The sequence below is a fragment of the Frateuria sp. GZRR35 genome (genome assembly GCF_051900415.1).
Lineage (GTDB): Bacteria > Pseudomonadota > Gammaproteobacteria > Xanthomonadales > Rhodanobacteraceae > Frateuria_A.
The window spans coordinates 79491-97978 of sequence record NZ_JBHZGL010000013.1 but is presented as its reverse complement, the minus strand read 5'-3'; the positions used below and the strand labels follow the sequence as shown (position 1 = coordinate 97978).

The following is an 18488-nucleotide window of genomic DNA, read 5'->3' as shown; positions in this document are numbered from 1 at the left end:
GCCTCGGCGGGCGCTAAGCTGGCCGGATGATCCACGCCACCGCGCCCAGCACCGTGCACCTGCCTCAAGGCGACTGGGCGACTGCGCTCGAGGGCCTGTGTGCCTGCTTCCCGCGCATCGACCGCGAACGGTGGCTGGACCGCGTGCGCCGAGGCCGCGTGCTCGATGCCCACGACCGGCCGATCGATGAGCACACCCCCTTCCGCGCGGGCATGAAACTGCGCTACTTCCGCGAGGTCGCGAGCGAGCCGGCCATCCCCGGCGAGGTGGTGGTGCTGCACGCGGACGAGCATCTTGTGGTGGTCGACAAGCCGCACTTCCTGCCGGTGATCCCGGGCGGCGGCTACGTGCAGCAGACGTTGCTGGCGCGGGTCATCGAGCGGCTGGGCAATCCGGCGCTGGTGCCGTTGCACAGGCTCGATCGCGATACCGCCGGGCTGGTGTTGTTCTCGGCGCAGCCGGCGACGCGCGATGCGTACCTGGCGCTGTTCCGCGAGCGGCGCATCGCCAAGCGATACGAAGCGTTGGCCGGGCCGTTGCCGCAGCTTTCGTTTCCGCATGTGCGCCGGTCGCGGCTGGAGTCGGGCGATCCGTTCTTCCGAATGGGTGAGGTGGAGGGTGAGGCCAACAGCGAGACGCGCGTGGACGTGATCGAACGCGGGCCGTCGCTGTGGCGCTATGCGCTGGAACCGCATACCGGACGCAAGCATCAGCTGCGCGTGCACATGGCCGCGCTCGGCGCGCCGATTTCCAACGACCGTTTCTATCCGGTGCTGCAGGAGCAGGCAGAAGACGATTTCAGTCGGCCACTGCAGTTGCTGGCGTGCGGGCTGGCGTTCGTCGATCCGCTGAGCGGACATCCGCGGGAGTTCCGCAGCGCGGTGTCGCTGGGGTGGGGCTGAGGCAAGGCTTCCCCCATCCGCCCTCCGGGCACCTTCCCCCGCGAACGGGGGAAGGACGGGTTTCCCGCAGCGTGACCAGTGATCCTTCCCGCGCGAAGCGGCAAGACCGGTTTCCCGCAGCGTAGCCAGCGAGCCTTCCCCCGCTGCGCGGGGGAAGGTGCCGACAGGCGGATGGGGGAAGCCTTGCCTCGAACCGCCTACGACACCCGCGCCGGCTCGCCGAGGTCCAGCGAGCGCAGCAGCAAGCCGGCCTGCGTGCGGTTGCGCACGCCGAGCTTCTCGAAGATCGCCGTCACGTGCGCCTTGACCGTGCGCTCCTGGATCGCCAGGCGATCGGCGATCTGCTTGTTGAGCAGGCCCTCGCCGATCAGCGCCAGCACGCGGTACTGCTGTTCGGTCAGGCGCGCCAGCCGGGCGGCGAGGTCGGTGTCCTGCGGGTCGGGCGCGAGTGCGTCGACGGCCCTGGCCAGTTCCGGAGGAACCCAGGTACCGCAATCGAGCACGGTGCGGATCGCCTCGCCGATCTGCGCGGGGCTGGCGCTCTTGGGGATGAAGCCGGCCGCGCCGTGGTCGAGCACGCGGCGCACGGTGCGCGGCTCGTCGTGCGCCGAAACCACCAGCACCGCCACGCCCGGATGCTGGCCACGCAGCGCGGCCAGGCCGGACAGGCCCTGGCTGCCGGGCATGTGCAGGTCCAGCAGCACAAGGTCGGTGTCAGGCGCTGCGGTGAGCGCGGCCAGGGCGTCGGCGAGGTCCGCCGCTTCGTTCACCTGGCCATCGGCGACGCAGGCGAGCGCCGCCTGGCGCAGCGCGGCGCGGAACAGCGGGTGGTCGTCGGCGATCAGCAGGGAAGGCATGGCGGTGAAAGTAGCGGGCTGGCGCCTTGGCGTCGAGCTGAACGCACTGTGCGCGACCGCGAAGGTGACGCAAGCAGGATGCCCATGGTGAGCTGGTGGTCCGCGGTCGCGCACAGGCGCTCCTACAGGATCGGTGCCGGCATGGACTTTCGTACCATGGCGGCCGCGTGCACGCTTGCTAAGGTGCTCAGGATGAACGCGTTGCTCAAGCGCCTGACCCTGTTGCTGGTGCCGGCCCTGGCCGGCGGTGCCGCCCACGCCGCGGCGATGGAGCCTGCCATGCCATCAATCGACTTCGTCCCCGGCGAGGTGCGCGTGACCACCCATCGCGACCGTGACGACCTGCTCAGCGCCGGTCTTGGCCTGGCGGGACTGGCCGGTGCGCCGGTGCCGTTCGCCGATCCGGCGAACCCCACCGCCGGCGAACTGCGCCGCCGCGCGATCCAGATGAGCTGGAAGGGTATCGCCGACCTTGGCCCGCTGGGTGGGTACGGGCAGGTCTACGGTGGCGTGCCGAGCGTGCCCGGGCGCGAGTACCAGGCGTTCGCGTGGATCCCCGGTGCGCACCAGCCCCACCGCGTGCTGCTGCAGGCGCCCGACCATTTCGACAAGGCCAGGCGTTGCCTGGTCGTCACCGCCTCGTCCGGCTCGCGCGGCATCTACGGCGCGATCGCGCTGGCTGGCGCCTGGGGCCTGCCGAAGGGTTGCGCGGTGGCCTACACCGACAAGGGCGCGGGTACCGGCTTCTTCGACTACGCCGACGACAGCGGCGTCACGCTGGACGGCCGGCGCGCGAAGCGCGGCACGGCACCGCTGGAGTTCACCCCGCCGCCGCTGCCTGCCGGCGCCGGCATCGCGGTCAAGCACCTGCACTCGGGCGACAATCCGGAAGCGGACTGGGGCCGCCACGTGTTGCAGGCGGCCCGCTTCGGACTGGCCATGCTCGACCGCGCCTATCCCGACCTGGCGCCGTTCACGCCACAGAACACGCGCATCATCGCCACCGGCCTGTCCAACGGCGGCGGCGCGGTGCTGCAGGCCGCGGGCCTCGACGACGGGCATCTGCTGGACGGCGTGGTCGCGCTGGAGCCGAACGTGCAACTGGCGGGGCAGGGCCGCCAGCTCTACGACTACGCCACCGAGGCGGCGATCTGGCTGCCGTGCGCGCTGAGCGGCGCGCGCTTCGATGCCGTGCCGTTCGCCCGCGCGCCGACGACCCAGGGTTGGGCGCAGCGTTGCGCCAGCCTGCATGCGCAAGGGCTCATCAAGGCCGACACGCCCGCGGCCCAGGCGGCCGAAGCGTACGAACACCTGCGCAGCGCCGGCTGGACCGACGCGGCCATGCAGGTCGCGGCCACCTCTACCGCGTTCGACCTGTGGCGCGCGATCAGTGCCGGCTATGCCTCGGCGTACCTGCGCCGCGGCCCGGCGAACATGCCCTGCGGCTTCCATTACGCCGCGACGAAAGCCGACGGTACACCCGGCGTGGCCGATGCCGCGACGCGCGCCGCGTGGTGGTCGGACAGCGGCGGCATCCCGCCCGGCAACGGCATCGGCCTGTTCGGCGGCGTCAACCGCTCGACCGACCCCACACTGGTCGGCGAGCAGTGTTTGCGCGCCCTCTGGACCGGCGACGACGCCATCTCGCGCGCGCTGCACACCGGCATCGAGGCGACCGCCGCCCGCCTGCCGCGCGCGGACCTGCCACTGTGGGTCGTGCACGGCGCCGACGACGGCCTGCTGCCGACCGCCTTTACCTCCGAGCCCTACATCGCCTGGTTGCGCGCGGAGGGCCGGCACCCGCTGTACTGGAAAGTGCCGCACGCGCAGCACTTCGATGCGTTCCTGCCGCTGCCCGGCTTCGGCGAGCGCCACCTGCCGCTGTTGCCCTATGGCTACGCCGCGCTCGACCGGCTGTGGGCGCACCTGGCAGCCGACGCGACGTGGCCGGCCGACATCCGCACCCCGGCCGGACATCCGCGCGGCACGCAGGCGCTCACGAAGGCAACGCTCGACCTGGAGTAGCCGCGACCGCGCTTGTGCAAGGCGGACGCAACACGCATAGTCGACCGCCACCAGCAGTCGATGCGGGACGCACCATGCGGGTACGCCTGGAAGATGTGGCACGCGCCGCGGGGGTATCGCCCAAGACCGTCTCCCGCGTGCTCAACGACGAAGCGAACGTGCGTGCCCCCACGCGCGAGAAGGTGCTCGCGGCGATGGCGGCGATGGACTATCGCCCGCATCAGCCGGCGCGCAGCCTGGCGAGCAACCGCTCCTTCCTGGTCGCCATGCTGTACGACAACCCTTCGGCCAATTACCTCACCGAGATCCAGGCCGGCGTGCTGGAAGCCTGCGACCTGCACCACTACAGCATGATGGTGCGCCCGCTGCACATGGAGCAGGCGGACTTCCTCGAGCGCGTCGACCGGCTGATAACGCACCACCGCCCCGACGGCCTTGTGCTGACTCCGCCGATCACCGATCACCCCGCGCTGCTGCAGCGGTTGCGGGAGCGGCGCGTGCTGTACGCGAGCATCTCGCCGATCGACCATACGGGTAGCATTGGCGCCTTCATCGACGAGCCGGAAGCGGCGCGCCGTATGATGGCGAGACTGCTCGAACTGGGGCATCGGCGGATCGCGCACGTGATCGGTCATCCGGACCACGGCGCCAGCCAGTGGCGCCTGGCCGGCTATCGCCAGGCGCTGGCGGCCGCCGGACTGCCGCGCGACCCGGAACTGGAAGTGGCTGGGGATTTCTCTTTCGGCAGCGGCGTGGCTGCGGCGCGCCGGCTGTTTTCGTTGCCGCATGGCCCCACCGCGGTGTTCGCGGCCAACGACGACATGGCCGCCGGCGTGATCTGGGCCGCCGGCGAGCACGGCCTGGCGGTGCCCGGGGACGTTTCGGTCTGCGGCTTCGACGATACCCCGATCGCACGCCAGATCTGGCCCACGCTCACCACCATCCACCAGCCCAGTCGCGAGATGGGCCGCATTGCCGCGCTGCAGTTGCTCGACACCCTGCGCGGACGACCCGGAGCCATGGTCCAGGCCGCGTTTTCGCTGGAGCTGCGCGAGTCGACCGCGCCGGCGGCGTGAAGGAAAGGTGCGTGTAAGAAATTTGTTGCACGGCAAATTGACAGCGCTGTCAAAGCAGGGCAAACATGCCCGGGCCTGCGCAAAAGATGCGCAGGCGCAAGGCACACAAGTGGGCGCAAGTAGGCGGAGCGGCAGGGCTGCACGCGCGGTCCCAGGCCGTCTGAACATCACTTATGCGGGGAGCGAAGCTGATGAACAAGCACGTGCGACTGGCCTTATCCGCGGCGATTGCCGCCTGCCTGATGCCCGGCCTTGCGCTGGCGCAGAACGACGACGCGGCGCAGGACACCACGCCGCAGTCGAACACCACGCAACCGGCCAAATCCAAGGCACAGGCGCCCAGCGCCGCCAATGCCAAGAGCCTCGAACAGGTGGTGGTCACCGGCAACACCGCCACTGGCGGCCTGAAGAAGATCGATACCAGCTACACGGTGACCACGGCCACCGCCGAGCAGATCCGCATGGCCAACCCCAAGAGCACGGCGGACCTGTTGAAGATCGCCCCGGGCCTATGGCCCGAATCCACCGGCGGCCAGACCGGCGCCAACATCGAGATCGCCGGCTTTCCCGGCGGCGGCGACGCACCGTTCAACACGGTGCAGCTGATGGGTTCGCCGCTCTATGGCATGCCCACGCTGTCGTTCTTCGAACAGACGTCCATCTTCCGGCTCGACGACACCGTCGATCGCGCGGAAATCATCCAGGGCGGCCCGTCGGTGGTGTTTGCCGACGGCCAGATCGGCGCCAGCGAAAACTTCATTCTCAAGCAGGGCACGGAGGTGCCCTCGGGCAGCGTCGGGGTCACCTACGGCAGCGAGAACCTCAAGCGCATCGACGGTTTCTTCGGATTCCCGCTGGGCAAGGACACCTACGGCAGCATCGGCGGCTTCTACCGCGACTCCGACGGCGTGCGTGATCCGGGATTCGCGGCGGACAAGGGTGGCCAGCTCACCGGAACGTTCACCCACGACAGCGACAACGGCACGATGATGCTGTACGCGCGCTACCTCAACGACCGCAACCAGTTCATCACGCCGATCCCGCTATTGCAGAGCGGGACGGACCACTTCAGCGCCTATCCCGGCTTCGACCCGCTCACGGACACCTACAACGGCCCGGCCATCCAGCACGTGTTCCTGGACGGCTATCCCGGTGGCGGTCGCGACGCGAACCTCGCCAACGGGCGCGGTGCGCAGTTCGGCTTCTTCGGCGGCAACTTCGATTACGACCTGGGCAACGGCTGGAGCATCTCGGACAAGTTCCTGATCGACGGCGGCGACGCCGACACCAACGCGCTGTTCTCCGGCACCAACCCGGGCAGCCTCAACGACATGCTCTACACCGACCAGAGCCAGATCGGCGCGTTCAACCTCGCGCCCGGCTCGGCCACCGCCAGCTATGTCGGCGGCGGCGCGGTGGATCCCAACCAGAGCGTGATCCACCAGGGCTGGTGGTTCATCCACAAGCACCTGAAAAACATCAGCAACGACTTCCGGCTCAGCAAGGAAATCTTCGAAGGCAACACGCTCACCGCGGGCGTCTACCTGGCGCACTACACCATGGATGACGAGTGGGCGCTGGGCAACCAGATGCTGATGACCAATACCCCCAATGCGCGGCCCATTACCGTCACCTACGCCGATGGCGGCCAGACCTACTACCTGACCGACGGCCAGGGCTTCCTGGACAACGGCGGCTTCAACATCGCCCAGCACGGCAGCGCGACCAACAAGGCGTTCTACCTGTCCGACATCTGGCGCATGGGCAAGTGGCTGATCGACCTCTCCGGCCGCATCGAGAACCAGGACGCCACCAACAACGTGTGCAACTTCCAGAGCGACGGGCGCGTCGACGCCGACGGCAACCCCGTCAACGGTGTGATCGACACCGACGGCAACCCGTACACGCTCTACAACAACGCCGTGCCGGTGTGCGACGGCACATTCGCGCGTACGCGCTACGACAAGACGCATCCGTCGTGGACCTTCGGCGTGAACTACGAGCTTGCCGACAACATGAGCGTGTATTTCCGCGCCAACCAGGGCGGGCACTTCGACGACTTCGACAACGGCATCCGCGGCAACACCACTGGCAATACCGCACCGATGCAGAAGATCCAGAACTTCGAGGGCGGCTTCAAATACCAGAGCGAGCAGTGGTTCCTCGACCTGAGCGCCTACCACCGCCAGTTCATCGGTCTTCTGTACCAGCCCACCGACGCTGCTGGCGTACCCAACGGTCCGCAGAGCACCTACGGTTCCGATTCCAAGGGCATCAACGTCAATACCGCCTGGAGCCCGACCGAGAACCTGAAGTTCCAGCTGGTCGGCAATTACCTGGACGGCCACTACTCGCACAACCGCTCATGCCTGCCCTATACCAACCCGGTCGCCGGCGACGGCTGCGCGTTCATCAATGGCGTGCAACTGCAGCGCCAGCCGAAGGTGCGCTACATGTTCACGCCCAGCTACAGGATGCCGTTCGGTTGGGGTGACATCCTTGCCTTCGTCACCTTTACCCACGTCGGCCCGCATACGCAGGACATTTCCGGCCTGCAGCAGTTGGGCAGTTACCACACCTGGGACTTCGGCGTGGTCGCCAACATCCAGCAGAGCTGGCAGGTGCGGCTGCAGGGCACCAACATGACCAACGAGCTGGGCCTGACCGAGAGCAACTCGCGCATCTTCGGCTCGGCCGCGGGTACCACCGGCGTGATCCTGGCCCGTCCGCTGGAAGGCCGCGAGGTCAACCTGCAGGTCAAGTACCTGTTCTGAAGCAACCCCGGATTGCCTGCACCCCGCGCCCGATGGCGGGGTGCAGGCATCTTTTTTCGACCTCACGACGGAGGCGCGATGAAATCCGGTCGCCTGCTTGCCCTGTTGTTCCGGGCCTCGTTCTGCATCGCGGCGGCGAGCACCACGCCGGTGCTCGCCGCCACCGATCCGAGTTTCCTGTTCACCGCCACGGCCCGGGATTTCGGCAGCTACTTCCCGAGCTACCTGGCCAACGGCTATTTCTCCACCATGACCTCGCCGCGCGGCACCGAGCCGAACGCCGCGTACATGGTCGCGTTCATGGATTACAAGCCGGGGGATATTTCCCGTCCCGCGGCGATCCCCGGCTGGAGCGAGATCGACTACAACCCGGGCGGCGGCTGGCTCAACCGCACGCGGCTGGATGCGGGCATCTTCCAGGGCTACGCGCAGACCCTGGACATGCAGGGCGCCACGCTGACCACGCGCTATCGCTTCGCCTACGCCAACAAGGCCAGCGATGTCCAGGTCACCACCTTCGTCAGCCAGGCCTCGCCGCACCTGGCGGCCACGCAGATCGCGATCACGCCCCGGTTCGACGGGCCGGTGCAGCTCAGCTTCCCGCTGCGGTTGTGGTCCGAGCACCAGCCGCGCTTCCCGATCGCCAGCATGGGCGGCGAGGAGATGATCTCCGCGGTGATCGCCAGCGGGCAGACGCTGGACAACAAGCCGGTACCCACGCCCGATCGCGCGCCGGTCTGGTATCCGGGCTACACGCAGGTGCTTTCCGCCGACGGCGACGCCAAGGCGCTGACGCTCGCGCTGAAGGGCAGGGCGCAACACGGGCTCGGCATGGCCGAGGCGGCCGCGATCGGACTACCAGAAGGGCTCTCGCCGGATGCGGTCAAGCTCGAGCGGACGCCGACCCGGCTGTCGCTGGAGATCACCGCCACGCTGCACAAGGGGCGGCGCTATGTCTTCACCAAGTACCTGGCGCTCTCGCGCGAGGGCTGGGGCGAGGACCAGGACGTGCTGGCGCTGGCGAGCGCCGCGCGCACCACCGGTTTCGAGCGCCTGCTCGCCGACCACCAGGCCGCCTGGCATGCGCTTTGGCAGTCGGACATCGTCATCGACGGCAACCCGGCGGTGCAGAAGGCGGTGCACTCGGACCTCTACTACCTGCTGTCCAACAGCACCGTCGGCACCGCCTGGCCGATGGGCGCCTGCGCGCTGACGCCCAACTACGCGGGCCACGCGTTCTGGGACAGCGACTCGTGGGTGTTCCCCGCGCTGTTGCTGCTGCATCCGGAGCGTGCCAAGCCCATCGTGATGTTCCGCGACCGCACCACGGAGCCGGCGCGCGCCCGCGCCCGCCAGTACGGCGTCGAAGGCACCATGTACCCGTGGGAGGCCGATCCGCAGACCGGCGTGGACGTCACGCCGCACTTCGCCTGGGAGGTCTACCGCGAGGTGCACGTCAACGCCGACATCGCCATCGCGCAGTGGCAGTACTACCTCGCGACCGGTGACAAGGCCTGGCTGAAGACCCACGCCTGGCCGGTACTGGAAGGCATCGCCACCTTCTGGACCAGCCGCGTCACCTACGACAAGGCGCACGACCGCTACGAGATCCATCACGTCACCTCGCCCGACGAGGCCTACAACGACGTGCCGAACGACTCGTTCACCAACGCCGCCGCGCGCAAGGCGTTGGACATCGCCGTGAAGGCCGCGGGCGTGGTCGGCGCGAAGGCCGATCCGCGCTGGAGCGAGATAGCCTCGAAGATGTACATCCCCTTCGATGCGGCCGGCCAGCGCCATCTGGACTTCGACAAGTCGGTGCCGCACGACAAGATCACCTGGATGGGCTCCTCGCTGGCCTGGCTGATGTATCCGAACCTTGACCTGCCGATGTCGACGCAGGTGCGGCGCAACGACTTCCAGTTCCAGCTCGATGCGCTCAAGAGCCACGGCGACGATCCCAACGAGATGATGATGGTGATGCTGGCCGTCGGTGCCGCGGAACTGGGCGATGCCAGGGCCGCAGGCGCCTGGATCGACCGCAACCTGGTCGGGTTCCTCAAGCCGCCGTTCAACGTGCGTACCGAGACGGCGGCCAACAACGCCGGCTACATCCTCGCGACGTCGGCGGGCTTCGTGCAGAGCATGCTCTACGGCCTCACCGGCCTGCGCATCGACGAGGAGGGCCTGAGCGAGAAGTACGCGCCGGTGCTTCCGCCGGGCTGGAACGGGCTGACCCTCAAGGGTGTGCACTTCCGCGGGCAGCGGTTTGACGTCCACGTCGAACGCGGCGCCGATGGCGAGGCGAAGCTGGTGCGCGAGGCCTTGCCGTGAGGCCGGAACCCTGTAGGAGCGCCCTTGGGCGCGACCGGGATATCCGGGTCGCGCCCAAGGGCGCTCCTACAGGAATGTTATTGGCCGGCCGGGGATCGCTCGAGGGCTTCGCCCTATGGCTGCTATGGCTGATCGCCTGCACCGCGCTCGCGCTCTCCGCGCCGGCCGCCGCCACCGACCCGAGCTTCCTGCTCACCGCCACCGCGCGCGACTTCCAGAGCTACTTTCCCACCCAGCTGGGCAACGGCTTTGTCGCCACGCTCAGCGCCCCGCGCGGCACCGAGGACAACCTGGCCTACATGGTCGCCTTCATGGACTACGCCAAGGGCGACATTTCTCGCCCTGCGGCGATACCCGGATGGAGCGGCGTCGACTACAGCACAGGCAACTCGGCGGCGGGCCATTTCTGGCTCAACCAGGTCGCGCTCGATCCGGCCGTGTTCGGCGATTACCGACAGGTGCTCGACCTGCACGACGGCACGCTTACCACGCGCTACCGCTACGTCGACCACGGCCGCGCCACGCGCATCGAGGTCGTCTCGCTGGTCAGCCAGGCCTCGCCGCACCTGGCGGCCACGCAACTGTCGATCACGCCGGAGTTCGACGGCGAGGTGGAGCTGTCCTTCCCGCTGGCGCTGTGGGCGCCGCACCAGCCGCGCTTTGCGCTGGCCCGCCTCAGCGGCGAGCAGATGCAGGAGGCCGTGGCGGCCAACAACCTCAAGCTGCAGGCGATCCCGCCGGCGACCCCCGATCGCGCGCCGCTGTGGTACCACGGCGACACCCACGTGCTCGACGCGCACGGGGACGCCAAGGCACTGACCCTGTCACTGGACGGGCGCGCCGAACAGGGCTTGGCGATGGCCGAGGCGGTCGCCGTAGCCTTACCCGATGGCCTCGTGCCGAGCGATGCGCGCGTCTACCGTAGCCCGTGGCGGTTTTCCCTCGAGCTCAAGGCGAAGCTGCGCAAGGGCCGTACCTACTCCTTCGCCAAGTTCGTGGCGCTGTCGCGCGAAGGCTGGGGCGGCAACGCGAAGGCGGATCTGGCGCTTGCCCGACAGGCCCGCACGGACGGCTTCGCGCGCCTGCGCGCGGACCACGTTGCCGCCTGGCACGACCTGTGGCGCTCGGACATCCGCATCGAAGGTGATCCCGAGTCCCAGCGCATGGTGCATTCGGACCTCTACTACCTCTTGTCCAACGTCACGCCCGGTACCGCCTGGCCGAGCGGTGCGTGTGGGTTGACGCCGGGCTATGCCGGGCACGTGTTCTGGGACAACGACACCTGGGTGTTTCCGGCCTTACTGCTGTTGCATCCGGAGCGCGCCCGCTCGCTGGTCGACTTCCGCAGCCGCACGCTGCCTGCCGCCGAAGCCCGCGCCCGGGAGCGCAGACTGCGCGGGGCGATGTATCCGTGGGAGTCCGATCCGCAGCACGGCACCGAACAGACGCCGCACTTCGCCTACGTGCTGGGCGAGCGCGAGATCCACGTCAACGCCGACGTGGCCATTGCGCAGTGGCAGTACTGGCTGGCTAGCGGCGACAAGGGCTGGCTGCGCGAGCACGGCTGGCCGGTGATCCGTGCGGTGGCGGACTTCTGGACCAGCCGCGCGACCTGGGTGCCCGAACGCAAGCGCTACGAGATCGCGCACGTCACCTCGGTGGACGAGGACTACAACGACGTACCGAACGACACCTTCACCAACGTCTCGGCGCGCAAGGCCCTGCAACTGGCGGCGCAGGCCGCCGATGTGCTGGGCGACCCGGCCGACCCACGCTGGGCGGAGGTCGCGGACACGCTCTACGTACCGTTCGATGCGAAGGCGGGCCACCATCTGGACTTCGATCCGTCTGTGCCGCACGACATCGATTCCTGGGGCGGCAGTTCGCTGCCGATGCTGGCTTATCCCTCGCTCGACCTGCCGATGGAGCCGGGCGTGCGCCGGCGCGACTACGACTACGCGATGGCGCCGATCACCCAGTCGCGCCGCGATCCGAACAGCATGGGCCTGGCGCCGATGGCGATCTACGCCGCCACGCTGGGCGACGCCGCGGAAGCCAATGCCTGGTTCCAGCGCAACCGCCACGCGGGCGTGATGCAGCCGCCGTTCAACGTGCGCACCGAGACGCCGAACAACAACACCGGCTACTTCGTCACCGCCGCCGGCGGCCTGCTGCAGACCATCGAGTACGGCTTCACCGGGCTACGCCTGCAACCGGACGGCCTGGTCGAAGCCTATCCGCCGGTGCTGCCGCCTACGTGGTACGCCTTCACGCTCACGCACGTAGCCTTGCGTGGCGCGTACTACGACATCACCGTGAGCCGCGGCCGCGACGGTCGCGCCGTGCTCACGCGGCGACCCGCGCAGGAGGGGCCATGAAATCGCGCACCCTGATGTCCATCCTGCTGGCCTGCCTGTGCGCCGCCACGGCCCTGGCCAGTGGCCAGGCCGGGATCAAACCCGATGGCACGGTGACTGCCGCCTCGGTGGCGATCCCGTATTCGCGCTTCGCCTCGCCGCAGGCGCGCGCGTTCTTTCCGAAGATGCTTGCCGCGGGCGCGCAGGCGCCACCGCTCAGCGCCCCGATCGAGCAGAGCCGCCGCTTTTACGATCGCCTCAACAGCGACCGCGCCGCGCGCATGCGCAAGCTCTATCCGGTCACCGTGCGCCACGAAACCATCGCCGGCGTGGGTGCCGACGTGGTGCTGCCGGCGCAGGGCGTGAGCCCGGTCAACCGCCATCGCGTGCTGATCAACCTGCACGGTGGCGCTTTCCTCTGGGGTGCGGGCAGCGGTGGGCTGGTCGAGGCGATTCCGATTGCCAGCCTCGGCCGCATCGAGGTGATCACGCTGGACTATCGCCAGGGGCCGGAGCACACGTTCCCGGCCGCCAGCGAGGATGTCGAGGCGGTCTATCGCAAGTTGCTGGAGAGCCATCGGCCCGGCGAGATCGGCATCTATGGCTGCTCCGCCGGCGGCATCCTGGCCGGCGAGGCGGTGGCGCGCTTCATCGCGGACAAGCTGCCGGTGCCGGGCGCGATCGGCACCTTCTGCGGCTCGTTGGTGACCATCGCCGGTGACTCGGCCTACGTGGGCCCGCTGCTCAACGGGCAGGGCGTACCGGACGAGCCGCTGGACCTCGCCACGCTGCCGTACTTCCACGGCATCGATGCGCGCGACCCGATGGTGCAGCCGGGCCTGTCGCCCGCGCTGCTGAAACACTTCCCGCCGACCCTGCTGATCACCGGCACGCGCGACATGGCGATGAGCTCCGTCGTCCACAGCCACGCGCTGCTGGCGCAGGCGGGTGTCGACGCCGAGTTGCACGTCTGGGAAGGCATGTGGCATTCGTTCTTCTCCGATCCCGAGCTGCCCGAATCGGAGCAGGCCTACCGCACCATCGTGGCGTTCTTCGAGCGCCACCTCGCCCCACCGCAAGAGGAAGCCCATCCATGAAGACCCGTCCGCGGATCGTCTCCCTGCTCGGCGCCACGGCGCTGGTCCTCTCCACCGCGGCCAGCGCCGCCACGCCCAGTCCGGCGAAGACGCAGGCCTACATCCACAAGGCCTGGGACACCCTCACGCGCTCGCTGGACGATTGCTCGGCGCTGCACGATCCGAAGATGGACGCGCGCCCGGTGCTCTACCTGCCCGCCGACCTGGACAAGCCCGCCGGCATCGATGACATCGCCAAACGCTGCAAGGTGGAGGTACGCACGCTACCCAAGCGCATCGAGCGGCTCGGCGACCTGATGCCCTCGGAGCTTCCGGCCGAAGGCCTGCTCTACCTGCCCCGGCCCTACGTAGTGCCCGGCGGCCAGTTCAACGAGATGTACGGCTGGGACAGCTACTTCATCCAGCTGGGTCTGCTCGCCGACCACCGCGACGATCTGGCGCGCGACATGACCGACAACATGCTGTTCGAGGTCGAGCACTACGGCGGCGTGCTCAACGCCAACCGCACCTACTACCTGACCCGCTCGCAGCCGCCGTTCCTGAGCCGCATGGTGTCCGACGTGCTGGCCGCGCCGAAGGCCTTCAAGGACGAGGCCGAACGGCATGCCTGGCTGGCACACGCCTATCCGCTGGTCGTCGCGAACTACCACATCTGGACGCGAGCCGAGCACCGCGCCGGCGACACCGGCCTGGCGCGCTATTTCGACCTTGGCCAGGGGCCGGTGCCGGAGATGCACGGCAGCGAGTACTACCGTGGCGTGATCGGCTGGGTGCTGGCGCATCCGCAGCGAGATCCCGGCTACCTGGTGAAAGCGTCCGAGCATCCGGATGCCGCCGAGATGGCAAAGCTGAAAGCCAGCAGTTGCGACATCGAAGCCTCAACCGTCTGCGCCGGTGCCTGGGCCAGTGGCTACCGGCTGAGCGCCGACTACTACCTGGGCGACCGCGCCATGCGTGAGTCCGGCTTCGACACCAACTTCCACTTCGGCCCCTACGGCGGCACCACTCACCACTACGCCGGCGTGGGCTTGAACAGCCTGCTTTACCGCTACGAGCGCGATCTGCATGACCTCGCGCTGCAGCTGGGCAAGGTGGCCGAAGCGCAGCAGTGGGCGGATGCCGCAGCGAAGCGGAAGGCGGCCATGGGCAAGTACCTGTGGAACGACAAGCGCGGCATGTTCATGGACTACGACTTCATCCGCGGCAAGACCTCGGAGCAACCCTACGTCACTACCTACTGGCCGCTCTGGGCGGGGCTCGCCTCCAAGGCGCAGGCCACCGCGCTGGACAGGCACCTGCCCGTATTCGAGCGCAAGGGCGGGCTGTCGATGGACAACCTCAGCAGCGGTGCGCAATGGGATGAGCCGTTCGGCTGGGCGCCGACCAACTGGCTGGCGATCTCCGGCCTGGACGCCTACGGCTTCCACGACGATGCGCAGCGCCTCGCGCGCAAGTTCATGGGCACCGTGGAAACCGGCTTCGCCCACGACGGCACCATCCGCGAGAAATACAACATGGTGCTGGGCAACGCGGACGTAAAGATCACCGCCGGGTACACGACGAATGTGATCGGCTTCGGCTGGACCAACGCGGTGTACCTGAAACTGCATCAGTTGCTGCAGGGCGCGCCCGCGCAGGCGCCCGCCGCCGCGCAGAGCACACAGGTGCCCGCGGTGCATTGAAACGGTAGTTCACGGGCGACGGCCGGCGGCTGCGTTATTCTTGCCGGCCTTTCGCTCACGTCCCAAGGGTTTGCCCATGACCATCAACGTCACCTTCGAGACCAACCGCGGTCCGATCCACCTGCGCCTGCACGAAGACAAGGCGCCGGTCACGGTCGCCAGCTTCGTTAACCTGGCCCGCCGCGGCTACTACGACGGCCTGTCGTTCCACCGCGTCATCAACGACTTCATGATCCAGGGCGGCTGCCCGCTGGGCACTGGCACCGGCGGCCCGGGCTACAAGTTCGAGGACGAGTTCCACCCCTCGCTGCGCCACGACAAGCCGGGCGTGCTGTCCATGGCCAACGCCGGCCCGCACACCAACGGCAGCCAGTTCTTCATCACCCACGGCCCGACCCCGTGGCTGGATGGCAAGCACAGCGTATTCGGCGAAGTGGTCAGCGGGGACGACCAGAAGGTCGTCAATGCGATCCGCCAGGGCGACACGATCGAACGGGTGGCCGTCGAAGGCGACGTCGACGCGCTGATGGCCGCGCAAGCCGATCGCATCAAGGACTGGAACGAGAAGCTCGACCAGCGCGGTTGAGCCCTCTTCGCCTGATCTGGATCCTCTCCTCGACACAGTCGGGGAGAGGAAGGCCAGTCACCTGGGCCACTCCCCTGGGGCTCTCCGAGGCGGACGCAACGTCCCTTGTAGGAGCGCCCTTGGGCGCGACCGCCATGTGCGATCGGGCCACGCGGTCGCGCCCAAGTGCGCTCCTACACGCCGGGCCGGCGCCCGCCCTCAGGGCGGCAAGCCATCCCATCCCCGCCCGGTCCGTATGCCCGGAACCAAACCTCGTTTCCTGGTGCTGCCCCCAAGGGAGAGGGAGCTTCCCGGCCGCGTGCTAAAATCCGCCGGTTACCTCACCCACACCCCCCGAGGAAGCCATGCCCCAGCTCGCCCAGCGTGTCGGCCGCGCCAAGCCCAGCGCGATCATGGTCATCGCCGAGAAGGCCAAGCAGTTGAAGGCGCAGGGCAGGGACATCATCAGCTTCTCGATCGGCGTCCCCAACTTCCTGCCCGGCGAGCACGTCTACGCCGCGGCGCGCGAATCGCTTGAGCGAGACTCCGGCCAGTACGGCAGCAACCGCGGCGCCGAGCCGTTGCTGGACGCCTTCCTCAGGCACATCGAGGCGCTCGGCTTCAGCGGCTACGGCCGCATGAACCTCTCGATCGGCATCGGCGCCAAGCAGGTGCTCTACAACCTCGCCGAAGCGCTGCTGGACGAGGGCGAGGAGATCTGCTTCGCCGCGCCGTACTGGACGACCTATCGCGACATCGCGGACATCGTCGGCGCCAGGATCAACGTGCTGCCGTGCCCGTCGACGCAGAACTACAAGCTCACACCGGCGCAGCTCGAGGAAGCGCTCAAGCGCAAGCCGAAGGTGTTCCTGTTCAACAACCCGTCCAACCCGACCGGCATGGTCTACACGGGCGAGGAGATCGCCGCGCTGGCCGACGTGCTGGTGCGCTATCCGGACACCTGGATCATCACCGACGACATCTACAACTCGATGGTGTTCGACGGAATCGGCTACCACAACTTCGTGTTCGCCCGGCCGGAGCTGCGCGAGCGGCTGGTGTTCGTCGATTCGGTATCCAAGACCTACGGCATGCCGGGCTGGCGCGTGGGCATGCTGGCCGGCCCCGAGTCGGTGGCCAAGGCGGTGACCACGCTCAACTCCAACCACATCACCAGCGTGCCGGAAGTGATCACCGCCGCCGCGGTGGCCGCCTTCAGCGGCCCGCAGGACGTGCCGCAGGCCAGGTGTGCGGAGTTCGCGCAGAAGCGTGACATCGTGGTTGCCGCGTTGCGCGCGATTCCCGGCGTGATCTGCCCGCGTCCGCAGGGCGCGTTCTACGCCTTCCCTGACATCTCCGTCGCCTTCGGCAAGTCGCACAACGGCACGCCGATCAACAGCGACGTGGACGTCTGCGCGGCCCTGCTGGAAGCCAAGGGCGTGGCCTGCGTGCCCGGCTCCGCCTTCGGCGAGCCGCATTCGCTGCGTATTTCCTACACCTGCCCGACGGCCCAGCTGCAGCCGGGCCTGGAACGCATCCAGCAGTTCTTCGCCGAACTTCAGTAAACCCGGGATCGCCCGCTTTTCCGATTCCCGATTTTCCATTCCCGATTCCCGGAGAAACTTATGAAAGCCCCCGTTCGAGTTGCCGTCACCGGTGCCGCTGGCCAGATCGGCTACGCGCTGCTGTTCCGCATCGCCGCCGGCGACATGCTGGGTCCCGACCAGCCGGTGATCCTGCACCTGCTGGAGATCACCCCGGCGCTGCCCGCGCTGCAGGGCGTGGTGATGGAGCTCAACGACTGCGCGTTCCCGACCCTCGCCGGCGTGGTGGCGACCGATGACGTCAACGTCGCCTTCAAGGACGTCGATTACGCGCTGCTGGTCGGCGCCCGTCCGCGCGGCCCGGGCATGGAGCGCAAGGACCTGCTGGAAGCCAACGGCGCGATCTTCGGCCCGCAGGGCAAGGCGCTGAACGACCACGCCAAGCGCGACGTGAGGGTGCTGGTGGTCGGCAACCCGGCCAACACCAACGCGCTGATCGCCCAGCAGAACGCGCCGGACCTCGATCCGAAATGCTTCACCGCGATGGTGCGCCTGGACCACAACCGCGCGTTGTCGCAGCTGGCCGAGAAGACCGGCAAGCACACCACCCAGATCAAGAAGGTCACCATCTGGGGCAACCACAGCTCGACCCAGTACCCGGACCTGCACCACGCCACCGTCGACGGCAAGCCGGCGCTCTCGCTGGTCGACCAGGCCTGGTACGAGAACGACTTCATCCCGACCGTGCAGCAGCGCGGCGCGGCGATCATCAAGGCCCGCGGTGCTTCCTCGGCCGCCTCGGCCGCCTCGGCCGCGATCGACCACATGCGCTCGTGGGCGCTGGGTACCGAAGAGGGCAACTGGGTGTCGATGGGCATCCCGTCGGACGGTTCCTACGGCATCGCGCCGGGGGTGATCTATGGCTATCCGGTCACCGTGAAGGATGGGAAGTACGCGATCGTGCAGGGCCTGGAAATCAACGATTTCTCGCGTGGCCGCATGGATGCCACCGACAAGGAACTGCGCGAGGAGCGCGGTGGCGTGGAGCATCTGTTCGCGAAGAAGTAAGGCCACCTCATGTGGTTTGAAAAGGGGCGGCCTTGGGCCGCCCTTTTTTTCTTCTGCCGGGACTCCCGCAAGCCTTGGCCCCTCACCCCAGCCCTCTCCCCGGAGGGAAGAGGGAGCAAAGTCTCGGGCAATCGGACATCCCGCAGTTGCCTGATCGGCCCCCTCTCCCCTCCGGGGAGAGGGTTGGGGTAAGGGCCACTCTCGCGG

At 68.2% G+C, this 18488-nt stretch carries 12 protein-coding genes; 11 read left to right on the top strand and 1 reads right to left on the bottom strand.

The window, feature by feature from the left end; translation table 11 throughout:
* Positions 1 to 26 precede the first annotated feature (26 nt).
* Positions 27 to 902 carry a pseudouridine synthase gene (locus ACFWZ3_RS14620; RefSeq protein ID WP_439708412.1) on the top strand — a complete coding sequence of 292 codons (876 nt, stop codon included), beginning with the start codon at positions 27 to 29 and terminating at the stop codon, positions 900 to 902.
* A gap of 197 nt (positions 903 to 1099) precedes the next feature.
* Here the strand turns inward: ACFWZ3_RS14620 and ACFWZ3_RS14615 are convergent, their stop codons facing one another.
* A complete protein-coding gene (locus ACFWZ3_RS14615; protein WP_439708411.1) occupies positions 1100 to 1759 on the bottom strand; it encodes a response regulator transcription factor in 660 nt (219 codons plus the stop codon).
* Positions 1760 to 1951: 192 nt separating this feature from the next.
* Here ACFWZ3_RS14615 and ACFWZ3_RS14610 point away from each other — a divergent pair, with 192 nt between their 5' ends.
* The 10 genes from ACFWZ3_RS14610 (at position 1952) to ACFWZ3_RS14565 (ending at position 18281) form a co-directional block, all read left to right on the top strand.
* Positions 1952 to 3784, top strand: a complete 1833-nt coding sequence (locus ACFWZ3_RS14610) for a 3-hydroxybutyrate oligomer hydrolase family protein (RefSeq protein WP_439708410.1) — start codon at positions 1952 to 1954, stop codon at positions 3782 to 3784.
* Positions 3785 to 3858: 74 nt separating this feature from the next.
* A complete protein-coding gene (locus tag ACFWZ3_RS14605; protein WP_439708409.1) occupies positions 3859 to 4860 on the top strand; it encodes a LacI family DNA-binding transcriptional regulator in 1002 nt (333 codons plus the stop codon).
* Between the two features lie 191 nt (positions 4861 to 5051).
* Positions 5052 to 7634 (top strand): TonB-dependent receptor, encoded by a 2583-nt coding sequence (locus ACFWZ3_RS14600; RefSeq protein WP_439708408.1) that lies wholly within the window; start codon positions 5052 to 5054, stop codon positions 7632 to 7634.
* Positions 7635 to 7712: 78 nt separating this feature from the next.
* A complete protein-coding gene (locus ACFWZ3_RS14595; protein WP_439708407.1) occupies positions 7713 to 9968 on the top strand; it encodes a glycosyl hydrolase family 95 catalytic domain-containing protein in 2256 nt (751 codons plus the stop codon).
* Between the two features lie 80 nt (positions 9969 to 10048).
* Complete coding sequence (locus ACFWZ3_RS14590) at positions 10049 to 12346, top strand: glycoside hydrolase family 65 protein (protein WP_439708406.1); 2298 nt, start codon at positions 10049 to 10051, stop codon at positions 12344 to 12346.
* Positions 12343 to 13422: an alpha/beta hydrolase gene (locus ACFWZ3_RS14585; RefSeq protein ID WP_439708405.1), complete on the top strand. Its 1080-nt coding sequence runs from the start codon at positions 12343 to 12345 to the stop codon at positions 13420 to 13422. Before ACFWZ3_RS14590 ends, ACFWZ3_RS14585 begins: the two co-directional genes overlap by 4 nt.
* Positions 13419 to 15104, top strand: coding sequence for a trehalase family glycosidase (locus tag ACFWZ3_RS14580; protein ID WP_439708404.1), 1686 nt, complete (start codon positions 13419 to 13421; stop codon positions 15102 to 15104). Before ACFWZ3_RS14585 ends, ACFWZ3_RS14580 begins: the two co-directional genes overlap by 4 nt.
* A gap of 76 nt (positions 15105 to 15180) precedes the next feature.
* A complete protein-coding gene (locus ACFWZ3_RS14575; RefSeq protein ID WP_439708403.1) occupies positions 15181 to 15690 on the top strand; it encodes a peptidylprolyl isomerase in 510 nt (169 codons plus the stop codon).
* 344 nt (positions 15691 to 16034) lie between these two features.
* On the top strand, positions 16035 to 17234 hold the full coding sequence (locus tag ACFWZ3_RS14570; RefSeq protein WP_439708402.1) for a pyridoxal phosphate-dependent aminotransferase: 1200 nt from the start codon (positions 16035 to 16037) through the stop codon (positions 17232 to 17234).
* Between the two features lie 60 nt (positions 17235 to 17294).
* A complete protein-coding gene (locus ACFWZ3_RS14565; RefSeq protein WP_439708401.1) occupies positions 17295 to 18281 on the top strand; it encodes a malate dehydrogenase in 987 nt (328 codons plus the stop codon).
* Positions 18282 to 18488: the final 207 nt, after the last annotated feature.

Coding starts and splice junctions, on each gene's coding strand:
- ACFWZ3_RS14570 (WP_439708402.1), top strand. CDS start 16,035: ATGCCCCAGCTCGCCCAGCGTGTCGGCCGCGCCAAGCCCAGCGCGATC.
- ACFWZ3_RS14580 (WP_439708404.1), top strand. CDS start 13,419: ATGAAGACCCGTCCGCGGATCGTCTCCCTGCTCGGCGCCACGGCGCTG.
- ACFWZ3_RS14605 (WP_439708409.1), top strand. CDS start 3,859: ATGCGGGTACGCCTGGAAGATGTGGCACGCGCCGCGGGGGTATCGCCC.
- ACFWZ3_RS14600 (WP_439708408.1), top strand. CDS start 5,052: ATGAACAAGCACGTGCGACTGGCCTTATCCGCGGCGATTGCCGCCTGC.
- ACFWZ3_RS14620 (WP_439708412.1), top strand. CDS start 27: ATGATCCACGCCACCGCGCCCAGCACCGTGCACCTGCCTCAAGGCGAC.
- ACFWZ3_RS14585 (WP_439708405.1), top strand. CDS start 12,343: ATGAAATCGCGCACCCTGATGTCCATCCTGCTGGCCTGCCTGTGCGCC.
- ACFWZ3_RS14610 (WP_439708410.1), top strand. CDS start 1,952: ATGAACGCGTTGCTCAAGCGCCTGACCCTGTTGCTGGTGCCGGCCCTG.
- ACFWZ3_RS14565 (WP_439708401.1), top strand. CDS start 17,295: ATGAAAGCCCCCGTTCGAGTTGCCGTCACCGGTGCCGCTGGCCAGATC.
- ACFWZ3_RS14595 (WP_439708407.1), top strand. CDS start 7,713: ATGAAATCCGGTCGCCTGCTTGCCCTGTTGTTCCGGGCCTCGTTCTGC.
- ACFWZ3_RS14615 (WP_439708411.1), bottom strand. CDS start 1,759: ATGCCTTCCCTGCTGATCGCCGACGACCACCCGCTGTTCCGCGCCGCG.
- ACFWZ3_RS14575 (WP_439708403.1), top strand. CDS start 15,181: ATGACCATCAACGTCACCTTCGAGACCAACCGCGGTCCGATCCACCTG.